Origin of the sequence: Acinetobacter modestus (genome assembly GCF_014636095.1) — a bacterium.
Classification (GTDB): Bacteria; Pseudomonadota; Gammaproteobacteria; order Pseudomonadales; family Moraxellaceae; genus Acinetobacter; species Acinetobacter modestus.
Map to the genome: position 1 here is coordinate 19,708 of NZ_BMDV01000007.1, position 20,345 is coordinate 40,052.

19 protein-coding genes are annotated in these 20,345 nt (G+C 38.2%); 11 read left to right on the forward strand and 8 right to left on the reverse strand.

Features of this window, described 5'->3' with window-relative positions:
* Positions 1–93: 93 nt before the first annotated feature.
* Positions 94–714, forward strand: a complete 621-nt coding sequence (locus IEV17_RS14265) for a thiol:disulfide interchange protein DsbA/DsbL (protein ID WP_004665359.1) — start codon at positions 94–96, stop codon at positions 712–714.
* Positions 715–761: 47 nt separating this feature from the next.
* Here IEV17_RS14265 and IEV17_RS14270 read toward each other — a convergent pair whose 3' ends face one another.
* Together IEV17_RS14270 and IEV17_RS14275 are read right to left on the reverse strand one after the other, a co-directional pair.
* Positions 762–1,397, reverse strand: coding sequence for a TetR/AcrR family transcriptional regulator (locus tag IEV17_RS14270; RefSeq protein ID WP_004665358.1), 636 nt, complete (start codon positions 1,395–1,397; stop codon positions 762–764).
* Positions 1,398–1,504: 107 nt separating this feature from the next.
* The gene (locus IEV17_RS14275; RefSeq protein WP_004665357.1) at positions 1,505–2,155 is read right to left on the reverse strand and encodes a TetR family transcriptional regulator; all 651 of its coding nucleotides are present in this window, start codon (positions 2,153–2,155) and stop codon (positions 1,505–1,507) included.
* Between the two features lie 314 nt (positions 2,156–2,469).
* Here IEV17_RS14275 and IEV17_RS14280 point away from each other — a divergent pair, with 314 nt between their 5' ends.
* The 5 genes from IEV17_RS14280 to IEV17_RS14300 all read left to right on the forward strand — a co-directional run bounded on the left by IEV17_RS14280 (position 2,470) and on the right by IEV17_RS14300 (position 8,584).
* Positions 2,470–3,495, forward strand: coding sequence for a ferredoxin reductase (locus tag IEV17_RS14280; RefSeq protein ID WP_004665356.1), 1,026 nt, complete (start codon positions 2,470–2,472; stop codon positions 3,493–3,495).
* Positions 3,496–3,525: 30 nt separating this feature from the next.
* Positions 3,526–4,668 (forward strand): fatty acid desaturase family protein, encoded by a 1,143-nt coding sequence (locus IEV17_RS14285; RefSeq protein ID WP_171062485.1) that lies wholly within the window; start codon positions 3,526–3,528, stop codon positions 4,666–4,668.
* Positions 4,669–4,776: 108 nt separating this feature from the next.
* Complete coding sequence (gene rph, locus IEV17_RS14290; RefSeq protein WP_004665354.1) at positions 4,777–5,493, forward strand: ribonuclease PH; 717 nt, start codon at positions 4,777–4,779, stop codon at positions 5,491–5,493.
* Between the two features lie 314 nt (positions 5,494–5,807).
* A complete protein-coding gene (locus IEV17_RS14295; protein WP_004665353.1) occupies positions 5,808–7,988 on the forward strand; it encodes a phosphocholine-specific phospholipase C in 2,181 nt (726 codons plus the stop codon).
* A gap of 422 nt (positions 7,989–8,410) precedes the next feature.
* The gene (locus tag IEV17_RS14300) at positions 8,411–8,584 is read left to right on the forward strand and encodes an ABZJ_00068 family colistin stress protein (RefSeq protein WP_004665352.1); all 174 of its coding nucleotides are present in this window, start codon (positions 8,411–8,413) and stop codon (positions 8,582–8,584) included.
* Between the two features lie 5 nt (positions 8,585–8,589).
* Here IEV17_RS14300 and nadC read toward each other — a convergent pair whose 3' ends face one another.
* Positions 8,590–9,435, reverse strand: coding sequence for a carboxylating nicotinate-nucleotide diphosphorylase (nadC, locus tag IEV17_RS14305; protein ID WP_004665351.1), 846 nt, complete (start codon positions 9,433–9,435; stop codon positions 8,590–8,592).
* Between the two features lie 145 nt (positions 9,436–9,580).
* On the opposite strand from nadC, the gene ampD reads away from it, so the two are divergent.
* A complete protein-coding gene (gene ampD / locus IEV17_RS14310; RefSeq protein ID WP_004665350.1) occupies positions 9,581–10,159 on the forward strand; it encodes a 1,6-anhydro-N-acetylmuramyl-L-alanine amidase AmpD in 579 nt (192 codons plus the stop codon).
* A 62-nt stretch (positions 10,160–10,221) separates the two neighbouring features.
* Positions 10,222–11,772 carry a murein biosynthesis integral membrane protein MurJ gene (gene murJ / locus IEV17_RS14315; RefSeq protein ID WP_171062480.1) on the forward strand — a complete coding sequence of 517 codons (1,551 nt, stop codon included), beginning with the start codon at positions 10,222–10,224 and terminating at the stop codon, positions 11,770–11,772.
* Between the two features lie 31 nt (positions 11,773–11,803).
* On the opposite strand, the gene bamJ (IEV17_RS14320) is transcribed toward murJ, so the two are convergent.
* From bamJ (IEV17_RS14320) to IEV17_RS14340, 5 genes are all read right to left on the reverse strand, one after another.
* Positions 11,804–12,487 carry a BamJ family beta-barrel-assembly machinery protein gene (gene bamJ / locus IEV17_RS14320; RefSeq protein ID WP_004665348.1) on the reverse strand — a complete coding sequence of 228 codons (684 nt, stop codon included), beginning with the start codon at positions 12,485–12,487 and terminating at the stop codon, positions 11,804–11,806.
* A gap of 46 nt (positions 12,488–12,533) precedes the next feature.
* Positions 12,534–13,241 carry a BamJ family beta-barrel-assembly machinery protein gene (gene bamJ / locus IEV17_RS14325; protein ID WP_004665347.1) on the reverse strand — a complete coding sequence of 236 codons (708 nt, stop codon included), beginning with the start codon at positions 13,239–13,241 and terminating at the stop codon, positions 12,534–12,536.
* A 177-nt stretch (positions 13,242–13,418) separates the two neighbouring features.
* Positions 13,419–15,602, reverse strand: coding sequence for a polysaccharide biosynthesis tyrosine autokinase (locus IEV17_RS14330; RefSeq protein WP_004665346.1), 2,184 nt, complete (start codon positions 15,600–15,602; stop codon positions 13,419–13,421).
* Positions 15,603–15,618: 16 nt separating this feature from the next.
* Entirely contained in the window at positions 15,619–16,047 is a 429-nt protein-coding gene (locus IEV17_RS14335) for a low molecular weight protein-tyrosine-phosphatase (protein ID WP_004665345.1), read from the reverse strand.
* A 2-nt stretch (positions 16,048–16,049) separates the two neighbouring features.
* Entirely contained in the window at positions 16,050–17,150 is a 1,101-nt protein-coding gene (locus IEV17_RS14340; protein WP_004665344.1) for a polysaccharide biosynthesis/export family protein, read from the reverse strand.
* Between the two features lie 346 nt (positions 17,151–17,496).
* Here IEV17_RS14340 and tviB point away from each other — a divergent pair, with 346 nt between their 5' ends.
* Genes tviB through wbpD form a run of 3 tightly spaced genes read left to right on the forward strand, consistent with a single transcriptional unit; the run spans position 17,497 to position 20,344 of the window.
* Positions 17,497–18,792 carry a Vi polysaccharide biosynthesis UDP-N-acetylglucosamine C-6 dehydrogenase TviB gene (gene tviB, locus IEV17_RS14345; protein ID WP_004665342.1) on the forward strand — a complete coding sequence of 432 codons (1,296 nt, stop codon included), beginning with the start codon at positions 17,497–17,499 and terminating at the stop codon, positions 18,790–18,792.
* Positions 18,793–18,818: 26 nt separating this feature from the next.
* Entirely contained in the window at positions 18,819–19,769 is a 951-nt protein-coding gene (locus tag IEV17_RS14350; protein WP_034602142.1) for a Gfo/Idh/MocA family protein, read from the forward strand.
* The gene (wbpD, locus tag IEV17_RS14355; protein WP_004665339.1) at positions 19,766–20,344 is read left to right on the forward strand and encodes a UDP-2-acetamido-3-amino-2,3-dideoxy-D-glucuronate N-acetyltransferase; all 579 of its coding nucleotides are present in this window, start codon (positions 19,766–19,768) and stop codon (positions 20,342–20,344) included. The genes IEV17_RS14350 and wbpD overlap by 4 nt, the downstream gene beginning before the upstream one ends.
* Position 20,345 lies beyond the last annotated feature (1 nt).

Here is a 20,345-nt window from a genome sequence, read left to right on the forward strand (position 1 = left end):
AAAAAACTTCACACAAGCAAAACGAATTAGTCGTGTTTGATTTATATTTAGCATATAAACTTACGAAAAATGCTTAGAGGAAAAGCAAACTCAATGAAAAAGTTAGTATTAGGTGGTTTAAGTGCAGCTGTAATGGCATTTTCGATGAATGCAATGGCTGCTGATTTTGTTGCTGGTAAAGATTATACCGTGGTTGCCAATCCGGGTAAAACATCTGCCCCAGCGGGAAAAATTGAAGTACGTGAATTCTTTTGGTACGGTTGCCCACACTGCTTTAAGCTTGAACCACATATGCAAACGTGGTTAAAGAAGATTCCAAGCGATGTATATTTCCTCCGTACGCCTGCAGCTATGAATAAAGTATGGGAGCAGGGTGCTCGAGGTTACTATGTGTCTGAGGCACTAGGTGTACGTAAGAAAACCCATATTCCATTATTCCATGCTATCCATGACGGCGGACAACAAATTTTTGATCAAGCATCACAAGCAAAATTCTTTGCTCGTTATGGTGTGCCTGAACAGAAATTTAATAGTATGTTTAACTCTTTCCCAATCACTGCAAAAGTGGCTGAGTCAAATAAATTGGCACAGCAATATCAACTTACGGGCGTACCTGCCGTTGTTGTAAACGGTAAGTATGTTGTGCAAGGTGAAGATGGCAAAGTGACACAAGTTGTTGATTACTTATTAGAAAAAGAACGCAAAGCGAAATAGTTCATACTATGAGCAATAAAAAGGACTGCTACTGCAGTCCTTTTTATTTAGTTTTGATCGATTTGTAAATCTTTTAAATCGATTTGAACTTTTTGTGTCGGTAAAGACAGAGCTTGGTTTACATACAGGTTAATCAGCTTTTCACGAGAACCAATTGAACGCTGGTAATAGCTTGAATTCAATAGCAAAGCTGCGCCGTAAGTCAGAGACCAAATATAAGAAAGATAATCACGAATCGACATATCATAATTCTGTGATTTTAAATATTTTTCAGTCATATCTTTAAGCGAAATAATACGCTGTTGACGGATCGCATAAAGCTCATCGAACAAATGTTTGAGCTTGGACTCGGTCATCGTCAGATGTTCTTCTAACTGATGCAGTAAAATCGTACGACTCGGTGAGGTTAAATGATAAAGCATATAGCGAGGCGCATATTCTTTAACATCAGTGTTATATTTTTCTGAAATCTTGAGGATTTCTTTTTCATTTTGAATAATCAGTTCCAACAGTAATTCATTTTTACTGCGGAAATGTTTATATAAAGTACCTTTAGCAATATCTAGCTCGGCAACCAGTTCATCCAAGGTCATTTCTTGGTTGTTTTCTAGTAAAAGTTTTTCTGCAACCTGCAAAATTTTTTCTTTACGAATTAAGAACTGAGTATGACGATCAGGATTCATGATGCTTATAGGCTCCTCATAGTGTTCTAAACGGCATTTGCATTAGTGTGTTATTAATCATAACGCTAAGCAATGCTTTTATATATCAAACTTTAGCTTTGATAAGATCAGGCGTTTTGTGGTTCCCAGTTCGAGATACCTCGGAAAAGTAAGCGGACTTGAGTCGCTGCATTGTCAATAAATAAGTTTTGTTGTTCTAACAAACGATCAATTGGAAATTGTTTCGGTAAGTTGATCCACGTCATTGCCCATGTAAATGACATATTAATCAAAATCGTTGATAACACTTGTAAATCTTTGGCTTCTTGAATGTGTTTGAAGGTCTCGAGTTTGCATAAATCGATTGCGAGATCTTCAATTAAAAATTCGATTTCTCGTGCAATTGCGATACGAACGGTTTCAGAACCACCCCAGCGCTCAGCAATCATAAATTGCCATTGTTGTGGGCTGTGATTTACTGCCTGTACAAACAATTCAATACTGGTACGTGTCTTAGCCGTACCACTATGTTGTAAATAGCTTTGTCCTAATTGATGAATTAGGCTTTTTAAATGCAAAGACACTTGGTCAACCAGTTCTTGCCCTAATGCCTCCATATCTTGGAAATGACGATAAAATGCCGTTGGGACTAAGCCAACTTCACGTGCAACTTCACGCAAACTAATACTACTAAATGAACGTCCAGAAGTACTGAGGTGGAGCGCTGCATCAAGTAAAGCCTGACGACTCTGTTGTTTTCGTTCATCTCTAATCGACATGAATAAGATCCATTAAAACCATACGGTAGAGTCTAGCAAAAAAAACATCATTTTTTTAGCCCTAATCCATAGCTAAATCAGACACATTTTCAATTAGACAAAGAAATATGAGGAATCGTTTTTGGAGTGGTGAAGCCTAAGAATAATTATTTTATTAATATTTCTAATTACTTATAAAAAAAGCATAAAAAATATTCAAAAAAATAGTGAACAAGTGTTGACTCAGTGAACACAAATAAATATAGTGTACACATGTTCACTACACGAACATTTGTTCACTCAAAATAAATAGCCAGATACAAAACGAGGAACGTATGAACGCAGAGTTAAGTTATCAGCCACATTGGATTCGCGAAGATTTTGTTGATTTTGTTTTGCAAAAAATAAAACCAACGTTTGCTTGGAAACGCATTCTTGCAGAAGTTACTGCTGTAGAGTCGTTAAGCTCAGATATGGTTTTACTCACAATAAAACCAAACTACAACTTTGATTTAATTGAAGTTGAAGCCGGTAAAAGTGTTTTGATCACGCTAATGATCAATGGGGTTTATCACCAACGTAGTTATTCAATTGTCGATATTACTAAAAATGGTGAAATCCGATTAGGCATTAAAGTTCAAGGCTTAGTGTCAAAAGCAGCACAACAATTGCGTGTAGGGGATCGTTTTGAAATCTCTCAAGCACAAGGCGATTTCGTGCTACATCAAGGACAACAGTCTGCACTCTTGATTGCTTCTGGTTCTGGGATTACTGCAATTTACTCATTGTTAAAACAAGCAGTTGCTCAAAAGCTTAAAGAAATTCATGTAGTGTATTTTAACCGTGCTGAAGTGTTCCATCAGGAAATATTGGCTTTAGCAGAACAATATCCACAACTGAAATATCACTTTTTTAATACAGCACAGCAAAAGCAGCATTTAGATACCGCTTTATTAGAAAAGTTAGTTCCGAACTTTAAAGAATTACAGGCATATGCTTGTGGTCATCACAGCATGATGCGCCAAGCACAAGAGATTTATGCTCAACATGATGCGGTAGGAAATTTTCATCAAGAATTTTTCCAACCTGTACAAATTGAGCAGTCTAACGAAGCTCAACCGATTACTTTCCGTCGTGCACAACAGAATTTTATTGCAACGACCAATCTATTAAGTAGTGCGGAGCAAGCAGGTTTACGCCCACAGCATGGTTGTCGCATGGGGGTATGTAATCGCTGTAGCTGTACCAAAGTTAGTGGTGTAACACAGAACGTGATTACGGGTGAGATTGATGATCAGCCTAATCGTGCGATCAAGTTATGTGTAAGCCAAGCTCTTAGCCCAGTCACGATTGACCTATAAAAACAAATATTGAGGATAATTGAAATGAATATGGCATTAGAATTTAAAGCAGCATCAAAGTCAGCACATTTAACGCCAGAGCAAGTTGAAGAATTTGGTCGTCGCGTAGAAGAGATTCGTTTGGCTGTTATGCAGAATTTAGGCGAAGAAGATTCAAAATATATCTATAAAGTCCGTAATTTTGTGCGTTATACCGAGATAGCATCTCGTGGCATGTTGATGTTTGGTGGTTGGATTCCACCTGTATGGTTATTAGGTACAGCAATGTTAGGCGTATCTAAGATCGTCGAAAACATGGAACTTGGACACAATGTCATGCATGGTCAGTTTGACTGGTTGAATGACCCAAGTTTACGTGGTGAAGATTATGACTGGGACAATACGTGTTCAGGGAATGATTGGCGTTTTACCCATAACTATATGCATCATACTTATACCAATATTGTGGGCAAAGACCATGACGTTGGCTATGGCATCTTACGTGTCACGGAAGATCAAAAATGGGAAGTTCGTCATTTGGCGAATATTCCATTGGCATTACAGTTAATGTTCTTTTTCCAATGGTATGTGGGCGTACAAAACCTACATTTGGAAGATGCGCTAGTGTATAAAACCAAAACATGGAAACAAGTGTGGGCAGATGCAGCCGAGTTTCGTAAAAAAGCGACTCGCCAAGTCCTCAAAGATTATGTGTTTTTCCCTGCGATTGCGACCATTAACTTTATCCCAGTATTGGCAGGCAATGCTGTAGCCAATGTGATTCGTAACTTATGGTCTTCGGCAGTGATTTTTAATGGTCATTTTACTGAAGATGCAGAAACCTTTGAAGCCGATAATACTGAGAACGAAAGCAAGGCAGAATGGTACTTACGTCAGATCCGTGGTTCAAGCAACTTCACAGGTGGTAAGTGGATGCACTTTATGAGTGGTAACTTAAGCCATCAGATTGAGCACCATTTGTTCCCAGATATGCCAGCAAATCGTTATGAGCAAGTGGCACCACAGATCAGAGCTTTATGTGCTGAATATGGCGTGAACTATAACGAAGCTAATTTCATGAAGCAATTTTGGACAGTTTGGGTACGTTTAGCAAAATGTTCATTGCCAAATGATATGTCGGCACAATTGGCGCAAGGTTGGACTAATTTAAAAGCGAGATTTAAATTTGCTTAAAGGATTGCTTATTCGTGGAATTGTAACGAATAAGTAAAACTGAAAGCACGTGTAATTGAGCTATACTATGGCGCAATCATATTTGTGCCATAGTTTTAAGGAATCGTTATGCGTATTGACCAAAGAGCATTAGACCAATTACGTGAAGTAAAAATCACACGTAACTATACCCGTTACGCAGAAGGTTCAGTTTTGGTTGAGTTTGGTCATACCAAAGTGTTGTGTACAGCAAGTATTGATAACTCAGTTCCACGTTTCTTGAAAGGTCAAGGGCAAGGTTGGGTGACTGCTGAATACGGTATGTTGCCACGTTCGACACATACACGTAGTGACCGTGAGGCAGCGCGCGGTAAGCAAACAGGACGTACCCAAGAAATCCAACGTCTCATTGGTCGTAGCCTTCGTGCCATGGTGGATTTGAAGAAGTTGGGTGAGAACACGATTACGATTGACTGTGATGTCATTCAAGCAGATGGCGGTACTCGTACAGCAGCCATTACAGGCGCAGCAGTGGCTTTAGTTGATGCTATGAATGTGTTACTGAGCAATAAAAAGATTAAACAAGACCCATTAAAAGGTCTCGTAGCAGCAATCTCAGTAGGAATGTACCAAGACGAAGTCCTACTCGACTTGTGTTACGAAGAAGATTCAAATTGCCAAACGGATTTGAATGTGGTGATGACACAAGCGGGCGAATTTATTGAAATTCAAGGAACGGCAGAGGAGAAACCGTTCACTCGCCAGCAGTCTAATGCCATGTTAGAGCTTGCAGAAAAAGGAATCGCGGAATTGATTCAGAAGCAACAGCAGGCACTCGGTTGGTAATCTCCAGTTGATAGTGCGGGCGGTCTGGTATGTTTAGACCGCCTTTTTTTTATCTATTTTTGTCATCGAATTGCGATCAAATCATCATCGAATTGTCACTTATTTTGTATTGACTATCTGCACGAATATTTAACGGATAGTAAAATGCGAAATTTCCTTTTGGCAGTGCTGACCAGCAGTTGCTTCTTCATCAGTGCGTGTAACGATAGTGATAACACCAATAATAATACGCCCACGCCAGATCCAAAGCCGCCTACATCAAATTGTAAAATCCATTGTGCTCCCTAATTGATAAAAATAAGGAAATTAGAAAAATGAATCGTCGTGATTTTTTATTAAATTCAACTAAAGCATTGTTTGGTACAGCTGCACTCACCAGTTTTCCAATGAGCATCCAAAAAGCACTTGCGATTGATGCTAAAGTTGAAACAGGGACCATTAAAGACGTGAAACATGTGGTGATTTTGACTCAAGAAAACCGCTCCTTTGATAATTATTTTGGGACATTGAAAGGGGTACGTGGTTTTGGTGATCGTTTTACCATTCCTTTAAGTCAAGGACGTAAGGTATGGGAACAATATGATGCCAATAAGAATAAAGTTTATCCTTATCATCTAGACAGCAGTCGTGGTAACGCACAGCGTGTCAGTGGTACGCCGCATTCATGGACAGATGGTCAGTTTGCTTGGGATCATGGTCGTATGGGCAATTGGGTGCAGTATAAGCAGCCACAATCTATGGGATATTATAAACAGCAGGAAGTTGATTTTCAGTTTGCTTTAGCCAATGCATTTACTCTTTGTGATGCTTATCACTGCGCGATGCATACGGGAACAAACTCAAATCGGATGTTTATATGGACGGGCACCAATGGCCCAACAGGTGCCAATGTTGCGAGTGTGGTGAATGATTTAGATGATATTGGTCCGTCAACCGTGGGTTATGATTGGACAACATATCCAGAACGTTTACAGCAAGCAGGCGTTACGTGGAAAGTTTATCAAAATATGCCTGATAACTTTACCGATAACCCATTGGCAGGTTTTAAACAGTATCGCCGTGCCAATGAATTGTCTGGTAAACCTGTGAACAATAATTCAGACTGTCCTGCTTATGATCCTGCGATTGATGCGACACAACCGTTGTATAAAGGGATTGCCAATACCATGCCTGATGGCGGTTTTTTGGGAACATTCAAAGAAGATATTGCTAAAGGTCAATTACCACAAGTGAGTTGGTTGGTTGCACCAGCAACTTATAGTGAACATCCTGGCCCTTCAAGCCCTGTTCAAGGGGCGTGGTATATTCAGGAAGTATTAAATGCTTTAACTGAACGACCAGAACTGTGGAGCCAAACCGTTTTCTTGATTAATTTTGATGAGAATGATGGTTTCTTTGATCATGTTCCTTCTCCAAGTGCACCATCAATTGATGTGTCTGGTGAAGTATGTGGTAAATCAACGTTAACAAAAGAACAAATGTCGTATGAGTACGCGACGCATGCGAAAGCTTCTGCGGGGCAACCAAATTTTACTGATCCTAAAGTAAGCAACGGTGTTGGAGTCTATGGACCTGGTATCCGTGTACCGATGTACATTATTTCGCCTTGGAGCCGTGGTGGATGGGTAAATTCACAAGTCTTTGATCACTCTTCTGTGATCCGCTTCTTAGAACAATGCTTTGGAGTGCAAGAACCGAATATTAGCCCATACCGTCGAGCTGTCTGTGGCGATTTAACTTCAGCTTTTAACTTTAAAACGCCTAATTTTCTCCCGCTTGATAATCTATCGGGTAAAAAGAGTAAATCCGAAGCCGATGCAATTCGTAAAGCACAGGAAGGGATGGCACAAGTCATTCGTCCTTTAAGCCAATCTTATCCTGTACAGGAAATTGGTGTTCGACTATCACGCGCATTACCTTATATTTTGCATACCAGTGCCAAAGTAGATGCTGCAAAGAAAACGGTAAAATTGATGTTCTCTAATACAGGAACACATGCTGCTGTCTTTCATGTTTATGATAAGTTGAATTTAGATGCTATCCCACGCCGTTATATGGTGGAAGCAGGCAAACAACTTGATGATGTTTGGAAGACTAAAGATAACCAATATGATTTATGGGTTTTGGGTCCCAATGGTTTCCATCGTAGCTTTACGGGTAATGTTGCTCAAGTAAGTCAGTTTGAAGCTTTGCCAGAAATCCGTGTGTGTATGGAAGAATGTGATCCGAAACTGTTCTTGAAAGTACGCAATGATGGTACACAAACAGCAAAATTGATTGTAAAAGCGAATGCTTATTTACCGAATAAGACATGGCAGATTGAAACGACTACAGCTGAAAAAGAGTTGAGTTGGGATATGTCTGAATTTGGTGGTTGGTATGACTTTACAGTGACGATTCAAAATGAACCAAGTTTTAGTCGCCGGTTTGCGGGTCGTATAGAAACTAATGAAGATTCAATTTCTGATCCATATATGGGTGTGATAGGTGTATAGGATTTCGATCTACTGATAAAAAAGCGGCTAAAGAGTAATCTTTAGCCGCTTTTTTATAGGTTAAAATTATTGCAGTAAAAATCAATATATAGAACTGAATTAGCATCAGAGTGGGAAAACCAAAAAGAAATACTTGTGCGGGATGATCGATCTGTTGTCTAAAACAAGAATAATGTACAACCCTATAGCCGATCGTGAATGATGTTAAAGCACATACGAAATAGAGCGTGTCTATCATTTTTATTTGAATAAATTGAGCTACTGAACATACTGGGCTTTTCGGTTCAAAATGAAATTAAATATCATTATATGATTGTAAACAATAGCTCACAGAGTATTTGCATGCAGTAACACAACACTCAATTTTTTCTCATTTTGGATTGATAGACTCGAAAAATTAAGAATAAATAAGGAAGGGGAACATGGTACAAGTTTTTCTAGTGTTATTAACTGCAGTGACTTTTGTGCTAATGGCAGCAGATCCACGACCTACTGATTCAGCTGAAGCTAAATCAGCGTGGACTGAGAAAGTCGAAACAACAAAAATTTCGACTTCTGATGCACTTAAAACACAGCCATCGGATGATGATGCTTAGAATATTTAAGCATTAAAACGCATAGATAAGTCTACAGCGCGAACATCTTTAGTGAGTACGCCCATTGAAATATAGTCGACGCCTGTGGTTGCAACTTCGCGCAAGTTTTCAATTGTAATATTACCAGAAGCCTCTAATTTACAACGCCCCGCAACATGCTTGACCGCATCAATCATTTGTTGCTGGCTAAAATTATCTAACATCACGATATCTGCACCAGCCTCAAGTGCTTGGTTTAACTCGTCCCAAGTCTCAACTTCTACTTCGACAGGTTTACCCGGTGCAATATCATGTGCCTTAGCAATTGCTTGAGCAATACCACCAGCTGCCATGATATGATTTTCTTTAATTAAGAATGCATCAAATAGACCTAAACGATGGTTCTGTCCACCACCCACAGCAACTGCATATTTTTGTGCAATACGTAGACCGGGTAAAGTTTTACGTGTATCAAGCAATTTGGTATTTAAACCCTCAAGTTGTTGCACATAATTTGCAGTTTTAGTCGCAACAGCAGAAAGTGTTTGAATAAAGTTTAAAGCAGGGCGTTCCACAGTCAGTAAACTACGCGCAGAACCCGCGAGTTTTAAAAAGGCCTCATTTGCAGCAACATGCTCACCTTCTTGTTTAAGCCATGTAATTTGTACTGAGTCATCATACGCTTGAATCAGCGCATTTACCCAAGGTTGACCAGCTAAAACCATGTCTTCACGGGTAATGATCGTTGCGGTTGCTTGCTCTTCTTCAGGGGTAAGCATTGCGGTAATATCACCATCCCCAATATCTTCTTGTAATGCTTGTTGAATATTGATTTGAATAGATTGTTCAAGCAAAGATTGAGGAATACTCATACCTGTTCCAGTATATTTATGACCAAAAAACTTGTGCGATATATTAGCACCCTCCTCATAAAAAATAAGTATTTCATCTCGATTATTCGTGATAAAGCATGTCAGAATGCAGTAGATAAAGATTAAATTGCTAATTCGGGTCATAATGCAACAGACTAAATTTACTCAAGTGCAAGCTGGAAAATTAATCGGTGCGACCCAGATTGCATCACCTAATTTTAATACTCGTCCTGATGATACAGACATTCAACTGATTGTTATTCATAATATTAGTTTGCCACCTTCACAGTTTGGTGGAGGCTATATTCAGCAGTTTTTTCAAAATAAATTAGATTGGTCTATCCATCCATATTTTCAGACCATTGAAGGGATGCAGGTATCCGCACATTTGCTGATCTTGCGTACAGGAGAGGTCATTCAATTTGTAAACTTTAATGACCGTTCATGGCATGCAGGACGTTCGAGTTATCTGGCTCAAAAAGAATGTAATGACTATTCGATTGGCATCGAATTAGAAGGCAGCGATGATTTACCTTTTGAAATTGAACAATATCAGGCTCTCGTAGAAGTCGTAACGCTACTGCGACAGGCCTATCCAAAAATTCAGAATCATATTGCAGGTCACTCTGATATCGCCCCAAAACGTAAAACTGATCCTGGGTTATATTTTGATTGGCAATTATTCCGTCAATTACTATCTAAAAAAACTTCGTCGAATTTATGATTTCACAACGAAATCTATTTTGACTTTCATTACAATAACGCTTTTTAAAAGATAAGCCGTAGGTGAATGCGATGGCATTGTGGCGATCGACTGTCATTGTCAGTGCAATGACGATGTTATCCCGAATTTTGGGATTAGTGCGTGATGTTGTGCTACTCAATGTATTTGGTGCGGGCAAGGACTTCGATACTTTCGTCGTTGCCTTTCGTATTCCCAATTTTTTTCGGCGACTCTTCGCAGAAGGGGCTTTTTCTCAAGCATTCATTCCTGTTCTAACAGAATATAAAACCAGTCGTGCGCATGCCGAAGTTCAGATTCTCATCAGTCGAGTTTTTGGTTGTCTACTCACAGCAATGTCATTATTGACGTTTGTCGCAATGGTTGCTGCACCTGCAATTATTTATATCTACGCACCCGGATTTCATAACGATCCTGAAAAATTTGACCTTGCGGTTGATATGTTTCGTCTAACGATTCCCTATTTGATGTTCATGTCATTAACGGCTTTTGCCAGCAGTATTCTCAATAGCTATGGTTCATTTGCATCACCTGCTTTCTCGCCTGTATTACTCAATGTCGCAATGATCGCAGGTGCATGGTGGTTAACGCCGTATATGGCAGAGCCTATTATGGCATTAGGCTGGGCAGTTGTCGTGGCAGGCGTTTTACAGCTCGCGATTCAGATTCCTGAATTATGGAGTAAAAACTTACTAATTCCCCCAAAAGTTGATTTTAAACATGAAGGTGTTGACCGTATTTTAAAACTGATGTTACCTGCTTTATTTGGTGTATCAGTCACGCAGATCAACTTATTGCTGAATACGATCTGGGCCTCATTCATGCAAGATGGTTCAGTGTCATGGTTATATAGTGCTGAACGTATGACAGAGCTGCCATTGGGTTTAATTGGTGTAGCAATCGGTACAGTAATTTTACCTTCGTTATCAGCACGTCATGCAGAACAAGACCAAGCTAAATTTAAGAGCATGATCGATTGGGCTGCTAAAATCATCATGCTTGTTGGTATTCCTTCGAGCATTGCATTATTTATGTTGTCTACACCGATTATTCAAGCCTTGTTCCAACGTGGTGAATTTACGTTGGAAGATACACGAATGACAGCATTAGCTCTACAATGTATGAGTGCAGGGGTTATTTCATTTATGTTGATCAAAGTGTTTGCACCTGGGTTTTACGCTCAGCAAGATACCAAAACCCCAGTTCGTGTCGGTTTGATGGCTGTCGCTGCCAATGCTATTTTAAACGTCGTTTTTATCGGTTTCTTTAAATTAATTGATTGGCATGCAGAACACATGGCTTTAGCTTTAGCATCATCAGGCTCAGCTTTGGTGAATGCGGGTATGCTATATTTTTATTTGCATAAACGGAATATTTATCGATTTGGTGCGCATTGGAAGAAACTAGCGTTCCAATATGCAATTGCGAACATCACTATGATTGTCGCGCTTTGGTATGGTTTAAGTTGGTATCAAGGCGATATTTCACAATGGTTACGCATCGCTGAAGTGGCTGGTTTATGTGTAATTGGTGTTATTGCGTATGCTATTGGGCTTTTTGCAACAGGTTTTCGCCCAAGACAACTTAAGCATTAATATAAAAACCTCCTGTACAGGAGGTTTTTTCTTATTTCACTTCTAGTAATTCAATATCGAAAATTAGTGTGCTATTTGGCGCAATCACATCACCCGAACCCACTTCACCATATGCTAAATTTGCTGGAATAAAGAAACGACTCTTACCACCCACTTTCATGGTTTGAACACCTTCAGTCCAACCTGCGATGACTTGGTTAAGTTTGAATTCAACTGGATGATTTCGTGCAATTGAACTGTCAAATACTGTATCGTCTAATAGTCGTCCTTCGTAATTTACTTTCACTGTTGAAGTTGCTTTAGGTGATTTGCCTTTGCCTTCTTGGATCACTTGGTACTGTAAACCTGATTTGGTGGTTGTAATCTCAGCTTTCTTTGTGTTTTCAGCTAAAAACGCTTTTCCAATTTGCTCATTTTTTTGAGCAAGTTCCTGAAATTCTATTAGTTGTTTTGCTTCGAGACGCTTTTTATATTGGCTTAATAGATTAATCATTTCTTCATCAGTTAACGATGCAGACTTACCTTGTATGGCTTCTTCTAGACCTTGTGAGATTGTTGCAATATCAAGATCTTTTAATGTCTCAGCGTAACTCTTACCAATTAAATAACCGTAACTATATCCTAACTGATCTTTTTGAGGGCTTTTTAAAGTAATTGGTGCTGCATATGCTGTCCCCATCATTGAGGCAATTAAAATCAAACTTAGTTTTTTCATTATTTCTTCCAAAATAAAGGAGAGCGTATGCTCTCCTAGGTACTATTTATTTTACAGCGATTAATTCGACATCAAAAATTAATGTGCTATTTGGTGGAATAGAACCAGGAACACCTTGTTCTCCATAAGCAAGTTGAGAAGGGATATAAAGCGTTGCTTTGCCACCTTCTTTCATTAATTGTAAACCTTCTGTCCAACCTGGAATCACTTGGTTGAGTGGAAACTCGATTGGTTCACCGCGGTCATAAGAACTGTCAAAGACCTTACCATCGGTTAATTGACCTTTATAGTGAACTTTCACAACAGACGTTGCGACAGGTTGTTTGCCAGTACCTTCTTTAATAATTTTGTACTGTAAACCGGAAGCCGTTGTTTTCACACCTTCTTTTTTCGCATTCTCAGCTAAAAAACTATTGTTTGTGGTTTCAGCTTTTTTTGTTTCATTAAGTTGTTTTTGCTGAAGTTCCTTTTGGAATTCCATATAAGCAGCTTGTAATTCTTCTTCGGTGTATGCAGCAGGCTTTTTGGCATGCCCATCACGGAAACCCGTGATAAATGCAGCTGTTTCCAATTCAGGTGGTGTTTGTTTTGCAACTTCATAGCCTAAGGCATAACTGATTTTTGCAACAGGTGCTGCATTCTTATCCGCTTTTGATCCAAGTTCAGTCGTTGGATGCTGAGTAGCATAGTAAACAGGAACAAGGGCTGCGCCACCTAAAACGACTGCTGCAATGACAGGTAAAGCTTTACTCATGAGATGTCCGAAGTAAGTTTTTAATAAAAAATATGGTCATGATCTTAGCATGTCTAAGCTTAAGCATTGAATAACTCAGCTAAAAAATGCGTGTATTTTTTATATAGTTTATGTGTTTATCAATAAAAAGCCAGACTTTGAGATCTGGCTTTTTGAGATGATTATTGTGATGGATTTTTAATCATCTTTATTTGCTTTGTAAGCATATGAATAATTGTATCCATACCCATAACCAGCACCAGCACGTTGAATATCATTTAAAATGAAGCCATTTACTTTGACATTTGCTTGTTCAAAGCGACTTAAACTTAGTTCAAGCTCTTTCATTTGTGATTTAGCATAGCGTGCTACAAGTAAGTTCACACCCGCATATTGAGAAATGATAATTCCATCTGTTACAGCAAGTACAGGTGGTGTATCAATGATAATATGATCATATTCTTGGCTTAATTGGTTAAGTAATAATTCAAACTGCTCAGATCCTAACATTTCCGATGGATTCGTTGGACTTTTACCTCGCGTAATAATACTTAAGCCATCTACTTCAGTTGTATTAACTACTTGGTTTAAATCAGCTTGATGACTTAAAAATTCAGATAAACCAGGCTTTACGTCTAAATTAAAATATTTATGCATATAGCCACGACGCATATCTGCATCAATCAAGAGCACTTTCTTATTGCTTTGCGCAAAGATAGTCGCCAAATTGGTTGAAATAAATGATTTACCAACCTCAGGAGAAGGACCTGCAATAACAATAATATTATTCTTCGCATTTACGAGTGCAAAATGAATCGCTGTTCGAATACTACGTAAACTTTCGATCGCAATATCATCATTATGTTTAACTGCAAGGATAGGAATGGTTTTCTTTTTCTTTAAAATACTGATACGTGTCTCTTGAATTGGAGATCGAGGTACAGTTGCATAAACAGGTAGATTGAATTCGTTTTCAATTTGCCCAGTATCTTTGATTCCCGTACGTAACATATTACGAAATAGTGCGATTAGGGTGCCAAGAAAACCGCCAAAGAAAATAGCAAGAATAAGTACTTGTAGTTTTTGTGGTTTGATTGGCTCTACAGGTGCTACAGCAGTATCTACAATACGGACATTACCAATTTCTCCAGCTTTTGCAATTCGGAGTTGTTGATAAGAATTTAAAAGTGCTGTGTAAAGTTGAGTTTTGACCTCAACTTCACGATAGAGTTGCAAATATTGTCTTTGTAAATCAGGTAATTGTTTTAAGGTACTATTAAGCCCACCAATCTGTTTATTAATTGCAGTAATTTGAGCAGTAATTTCCCGCATCGCTGGATGTTCCGCAGTATATTTTGCTTCTAAATCAGCTTGTTGTTGTTGTAATTCTATTTTCTTGGTTTCCAAATTGATACTTTGGGTCAGATAAAGTTCAGATTCTTTCGTTACATCAACAGTATTATATTTTTGACGGAATTTATTGAATTCACGCTCAGCATCATCAAGCTGTTGTTTCAGCTCAGGCAGTTGCTCATCTAAGAATTTAAGTGTTTGAGCTGTTTCTGCGGAACGACGTGCGACGTTTTGTGCGCTATACGCAGATAAGATAGCGTTTAAAACCTTGGTAATATGTTGTTTATCTTGCCCTTGAAAAGTAAGACCAAGAATTCCTGTCATTTTTCCTTTTTCTGCCACAGAATAACTTGAACTGATAGAGCTTACGGCAGCTGGCAAGGATTTTTTGTGAATTCTATAGATGCTAGTTAAATTATCTTTTGTAAAAATACCTATTTTCCATGAGCCATATTTATTTTGGGTGGAATTTGGCTGATTAAGTATGCCAGTAAATATAACCTGATCATTTTTGGGATCAATTAAAAAGAATTTCTGATCTTTGAAATTGAGCGTCAAACCTTTATCAAGGAATTGACTAGGAATTAAAAAATCTCTTACTTCAAATTGCTTGGTATTATCTTTGAAGATAATAGATTGAGGGTTATATTCGGTGGTATAGTGTGGTTTTTTGAGTAATCGATTACGTAAATTATCTTCTGTACTGGAAATATTGAGATCGAGATGCAGTGCTTGAATTACTGATCCTAAAACTAAACGAGATTTTAAAATTTCGATTTCAGACTGAGCAGGTGATTTTTGATCAATCATTTGTGACAAGTCGCCTAATAAAGCAGCTGAGGCTCCCTTACTGTCTTCAACTTGAACTAAGGCATCAACTGAATAAGTATCAGGTGTTGCACGAAGGTACAAAAGTGCACATACAAGGCTAAGAATAATAAATAAAGCGATTAATTTCCATTGAGCAATAAGAGAGAAAAAAAGCTCTTTCAAGTCAATTGTGTCTTCAGTATTGGTATTTTGGCTCATAATCTTAATCTAAAAGTTAAATATAATTTTTCCAATCAGTGACACACTGTTGAATAAGCTGACATGTCTCATCGAAAAAGGTCTGATCATGCTGATATGGGTCTGGCACATTTTTATTCTGCCAGTGACCTAATCTAAAAACTTTTCCTTTAGCAAAAGGCCAAGTTTGTTCAATATGAGCTTGCTGATTTTTGCTCATCACGAGAATTAAATCCGCTTTTTTTAAATGTTCAGCATTTAATTTTTTTGCGATATGCCCACTTATATCAATACCTAAATGTTGCATACATAATTGTGCTTTGTCATCGGCAGGATGACCTGAAAGTCCAGAAATACCAGCTGAATCTATCATTAGCTGAGGGTAATCCTGTTTTAGTAGGTATTCTGCCATAGGACTACGACAAATATTACCAACGCAAACCACTAAAATACTTCGAATCTGCATGATTACTTACCTAGCTGATCAAAGCTATAAAGTGCACTCGAGAACGGTACAATCTGGTTCATAACACGTTGCCAGCGAGTTAAGCCTGTTGCATCAATATATACAATATCATTACTACGTAAACGGAATTGATTTGCCAACCCAAAGTCACCTAGACTCATTAAATTCAAATGATAAAGTTCAGTTCGTCGATCATTTGCGTTAGTGCGTAATACATAAATTCGGCTGGCACTTGCTGATAAAGGATTCAAACCTAAACCTTCACCGAGAGCATCGCTCAAAGTCATGCCCTGATCACGCATTGGCAGAGCTTGGTTTTTACCAGACTCACCCATAATATATATTTTCTGATTGTCTTTAGTACTTACGTAAATTGTATCGTTTGGTTGAATTAAAAGTTTGTGTAGCGAATAGCCTGCTTTTTCTAATTCAAGTGTATTGATATTATAAGTAGTACCATTACGTACTAATTGTATATAGGTATTATCACCTAATTCAGATACACCACCAGCCATACCAAGAGCCGTATATAAATTGATAGGTTGGTCATTTAAATAAAATTGACCACCTTTTCTTACACTTCCTTGTACAGAGTAACGTTGCCCTTGATAGTTTAAGACTCTGACAATTACGTCAGGGGTTTTTAAATAATGAGCAAATTGATTTCGTAATTCTGAATTTAATTGACTTAACGTTTTACCAGATGCCTTGTATCGACCGACTAAGGGCAATTGGATGAACCCATTATAATCAATAGGGTATCCGTTCGCTTGAATCGATTGATCATTCGTCAGATTGTTTACAGGTGGAGTGATTTCAGGATATGCCCAGAGTTGAATGGATAAAACATCACCTGAACTTAAACGGTATACCTGCTGAGGCTTGTTGAATAAATCAGTATAGTTTTGTTGGTAATTCAACTGGGTTGGTTTTATTGATTGTAATGTATTTTGAGTTATTTTTATAACACTTACAGTCGTCCCAAGATCAGTTTTATAAACCCCTTCATTTGGAATATCGTAAGTTTGAAGACCAGAAGTGACAGCACATCCGACAGCGCTAATGCTAATTGCAAGGATGGAAAATAGTTGATAATGCTTCACACTTTACCCTTGAATATTTATATCTAATTAATATCAGTTTAGACACAATTCTCTGTGTTTAGACTTAGAATTTTGCCAATTCTAGCTCAAAAAACCTAAAAAATCACCGATTAATCGCATGGCTTTGTATGCTAAGTTTATCTCATAGAAAGAGAGAGATTTGTTAATTATTGATAATATTGCATTTTAGTTAAATTTATGAATAAAGAGCTTAAAAGAAAAAATACGTTATACAATTTCGTTATAGTGTCGAGCAAAACTCTGCTATATTGTGCCCAGAAAAATTGATGGTTTCTATTTCTTTCATTTGAATTTTAAATACATTGTAGGGATTAAGGCTAATTTTATGAAACTTACCGAATTAAAAATAGCAATTATTGGTTTGGGATATGTAGGTTTACCGTTAGCTGTTGAGTTTGGGAAAAAAAGTTCAGTTATTGGGTTTGATATTAATCATAATCGTATCGATGAGCTGAAGCGTGGAGAGGACCATACTTTAGAAGTCTCGTCCGATGATCTTAAAAAAGCAGATCAGCTCAACTTTAGTGCGAATTTACATGATTTAAAAGAAGCTAATTTTTTTATTGTTACAGTTCCAACGCCAGTTGATCAAGTAAATCGTCCAGATTTAACACCTTTGAAAAAAGCGAGTGAAACAGTAGGTCAAGCCTTAAAAAAAGGTGACATCGTTGTTTACGAATCAACAGTTTACCCTGGCGCAACAGAAGAAGTTTGTATTCCAATTTTAGAGAAAATATCGGGTTTAAAATTTAATCAAGATTTCTTTGCAGGTTATAGTCCTGAACGTATAAATCCTGGGGATAAAGTTAATACTTTAACTAAGATTAAAAAAATAACCAGTGGCAGTACGCCAGAAATTGCGGATATTGTTGATGCCGTCTACGCTAGTATTATTACGGCAGGTACTCATAAAGCCTCTAGTATCAAAGTTGCAGAAGCAGCCAAAGTAATTGAAAATACACAACGTGATTTAAATATTGCTTTAGTCAATGAGCTTTCAGTGATTTTTGACCGTTTGGGTATCGATACTATCGATGTACTTGAAGCAGCTGGAAGTAAATGGAACTTTTTGCCATTTCGTCCAGGTTTAGTCGGTGGGCATTGTATTGGTGTTGATCCATACTATTTGACACATAAAGCGGAAGAGGTGGGTTATCACCCACAAGTGATTCTGGCTGGTCGCCGTATCAATGACAACATGGCACGTTATGTTGCACGTAATACTATTAAGAAAATGCTTCAAAATGGTATCGATGTCCCTCGTGCAAAAGTTGGGGTGCTAGGGGTAACTTTTAAAGAAAATTGCCCTGATATCCGTAACAGTAAAGTTGCAGACTTAATTAAAGAGTTTGAGGCTTGGGGGGCTCAAGTGGTTGTGTCCGACCCATGGGCTGATGCTGACGAAGTGAAGCACGAGTATGGTATTGAGTTGGGGCTTGTTGATGCTGAACACCCTGTCGATGCACTTGTTGTCGCTGTTGGGCATAATGAATTCCGTAACTTGTCTGCTGCCGAACTAAAAACATATGTGCGCAGCGATAAGCCGGTTCTTGCGGATGTTAAAGGTCTATTTAATCGTACAATCATAGCTGAACATGGTTTTACAGTATTCCGTCTATAATTTAGAAATTGAAAAGAAGTGAAATGATGAAAAAATTTGCTCTTATTGGTGCAGCTGGATACATTGCACCACGTCATCTTAAAGCGATTAAAGAAACAGGCAATACTTTAACTGTTGCTATGGATGTGAATGACTCTGTAGGAATTATGGATAGTCATTTTCCTGAGGCTGAGTTCTTCACTGAGTTTGAAGAATTTGAAGCATATGTAGAAGACCAAAAATTAAAAGGCGAAAAGCTAGATTATGTTGCAATCTGCTCACCGAACTATTTACATGCACCTCATATGAAATATGCTTTGAAAAATGGCATTGAGGTCATTTGTGAAAAGCCATTGGTGCTGAATTCAGAAGATTTAAATATGCTATCTGAATATGAAAAACAATATGGTGCCAAGGTAAACTCGATTTTACAACTACGTTTACATCCATCAATTATTGCATTACGTGATAAAGTTCAAGCTGCTCCAGCAGATAAAGTATTCGATGTTGACCTAACTTACCTGACTTCCCGTGGGAAATGGTATTTAAAATCATGGAAGGGAGTGGACAATAAATCAGGTGGTGTAGCCACCAATATTGGTGTGCATTTCTATGACATGCTGCATTTTATTTTTGGCAAAATTGTTAAAAATGAAGTGCATTTCCGTGATGAGAAAACCGCTTCGGGTTATTTAGAATATGAGCGTGCGCGTGTACGTTGGTTCTTGTCAATTGATGCGAATAACCTACCAGAAAATGCTGTACAAGGTGAAAAGCTAACCTACCGTAGTATTACCATTGAAAATGAAGAGCTTGAGTTTTCAGGCGGTTTTACTGATTTACATACACAGAGTTACCAACGTGTATTAGAAGGTAAAGGTTATGGCGTAGAAGAAAACCGTGCAGCGATTGAGACGGTTGAAGTGATTCGCGTTTCTCCAATTGTTGAAAACCCAAAAAATCCACATCCACTATTGGCAAAGGTGAAAAAAGCATGAGCTTTTATCAACATGAAACAGCTATAGTCGATGATGGTGCACAAATTGGTGAGGGTTCCCGTGTTTGGCATTTTGTTCATGTCTGTGGCGGAGCAAAAATTGGTAAAGGCGTTTCTTTAGGCCAAAACGTATTTGTGGGTAACCGAGTGGTAATTGGTGACCATTGTAAAGTCCAAAATAATGTATCGGTTTACGATAACGTTACTTTGGAAGAAGGGGTTTTTTGTGGCCCAAGCATGGTATTTACAAATGTATATAACCCACGTTCTTTAATTGAGCGTAAAGACCAATACCGAGATACCTTAGTGAAAAAGGGCGCTACGCTAGGCGCAAACTGTACTATTGTCTGCGGTGTTACCATTGGTGCTTATGCTTTCGTTGGGGCTGGTGCTGTAGTGAATAAAGATGTACCAGCTTATGCGTTGATGGTAGGTGTACCAGCTAAACAGATCGGTTGGATGAGTGAATTCGGTGAACAGCTTGATTTACCTTTACAGGGGCAAGCTCAGGCTATCTGTTCTCATACAGGAGCTGTTTATCAACTCGATGGAATGACATTAACAAAGCAGAGTTAAT

Excerpts from the sequence above, each read along its gene's own strand:
- IEV17_RS14265 (WP_004665359.1), top strand. The coding sequence starts at position 94 with ATGAAAAAGTTAGTATTAGGTGGTTTAAGTGCAGCTGTAATGGCATTT.
- IEV17_RS14270 (WP_004665358.1), bottom strand. The coding sequence starts at position 1,397 with ATGAATCCTGATCGTCATACTCAGTTCTTAATTCGTAAAGAAAAAATT.
- IEV17_RS14275 (WP_004665357.1), bottom strand. The coding sequence starts at position 2,155 with ATGTCGATTAGAGATGAACGAAAACAACAGAGTCGTCAGGCTTTACTT.
- IEV17_RS14280 (WP_004665356.1), top strand. The coding sequence starts at position 2,470 with ATGAACGCAGAGTTAAGTTATCAGCCACATTGGATTCGCGAAGATTTT.
- IEV17_RS14285 (WP_171062485.1), top strand. The coding sequence starts at position 3,526 with ATGGCATTAGAATTTAAAGCAGCATCAAAGTCAGCACATTTAACGCCA.
- rph (WP_004665354.1), top strand. The coding sequence starts at position 4,777 with ATGCGTATTGACCAAAGAGCATTAGACCAATTACGTGAAGTAAAAATC.
- IEV17_RS14295 (WP_004665353.1), top strand. The coding sequence starts at position 5,808 with ATGAATCGTCGTGATTTTTTATTAAATTCAACTAAAGCATTGTTTGGT.
- IEV17_RS14300 (WP_004665352.1), top strand. The coding sequence starts at position 8,411 with ATGGTACAAGTTTTTCTAGTGTTATTAACTGCAGTGACTTTTGTGCTA.
- nadC (WP_004665351.1), bottom strand. The coding sequence starts at position 9,435 with ATGAGTATTCCTCAATCTTTGCTTGAACAATCTATTCAAATCAATATT.
- ampD (WP_004665350.1), top strand. The coding sequence starts at position 9,581 with ATGCAACAGACTAAATTTACTCAAGTGCAAGCTGGAAAATTAATCGGT.
- bamJ (WP_004665348.1), bottom strand. The coding sequence starts at position 12,487 with ATGAAAAAACTAAGTTTGATTTTAATTGCCTCAATGATGGGGACAGCA.
- bamJ (WP_004665347.1), bottom strand. The coding sequence starts at position 13,241 with ATGAGTAAAGCTTTACCTGTCATTGCAGCAGTCGTTTTAGGTGGCGCA.
- IEV17_RS14330 (WP_004665346.1), bottom strand. The coding sequence starts at position 15,602 with ATGAGCCAAAATACCAATACTGAAGACACAATTGACTTGAAAGAGCTT.
- IEV17_RS14335 (WP_004665345.1), bottom strand. The coding sequence starts at position 16,047 with ATGCAGATTCGAAGTATTTTAGTGGTTTGCGTTGGTAATATTTGTCGT.
- tviB (WP_004665342.1), top strand. The coding sequence starts at position 17,497 with ATGAAACTTACCGAATTAAAAATAGCAATTATTGGTTTGGGATATGTA.
- IEV17_RS14350 (WP_034602142.1), top strand. The coding sequence starts at position 18,819 with ATGAAAAAATTTGCTCTTATTGGTGCAGCTGGATACATTGCACCACGT.
- wbpD (WP_004665339.1), top strand. The coding sequence starts at position 19,766 with ATGAGCTTTTATCAACATGAAACAGCTATAGTCGATGATGGTGCACAA.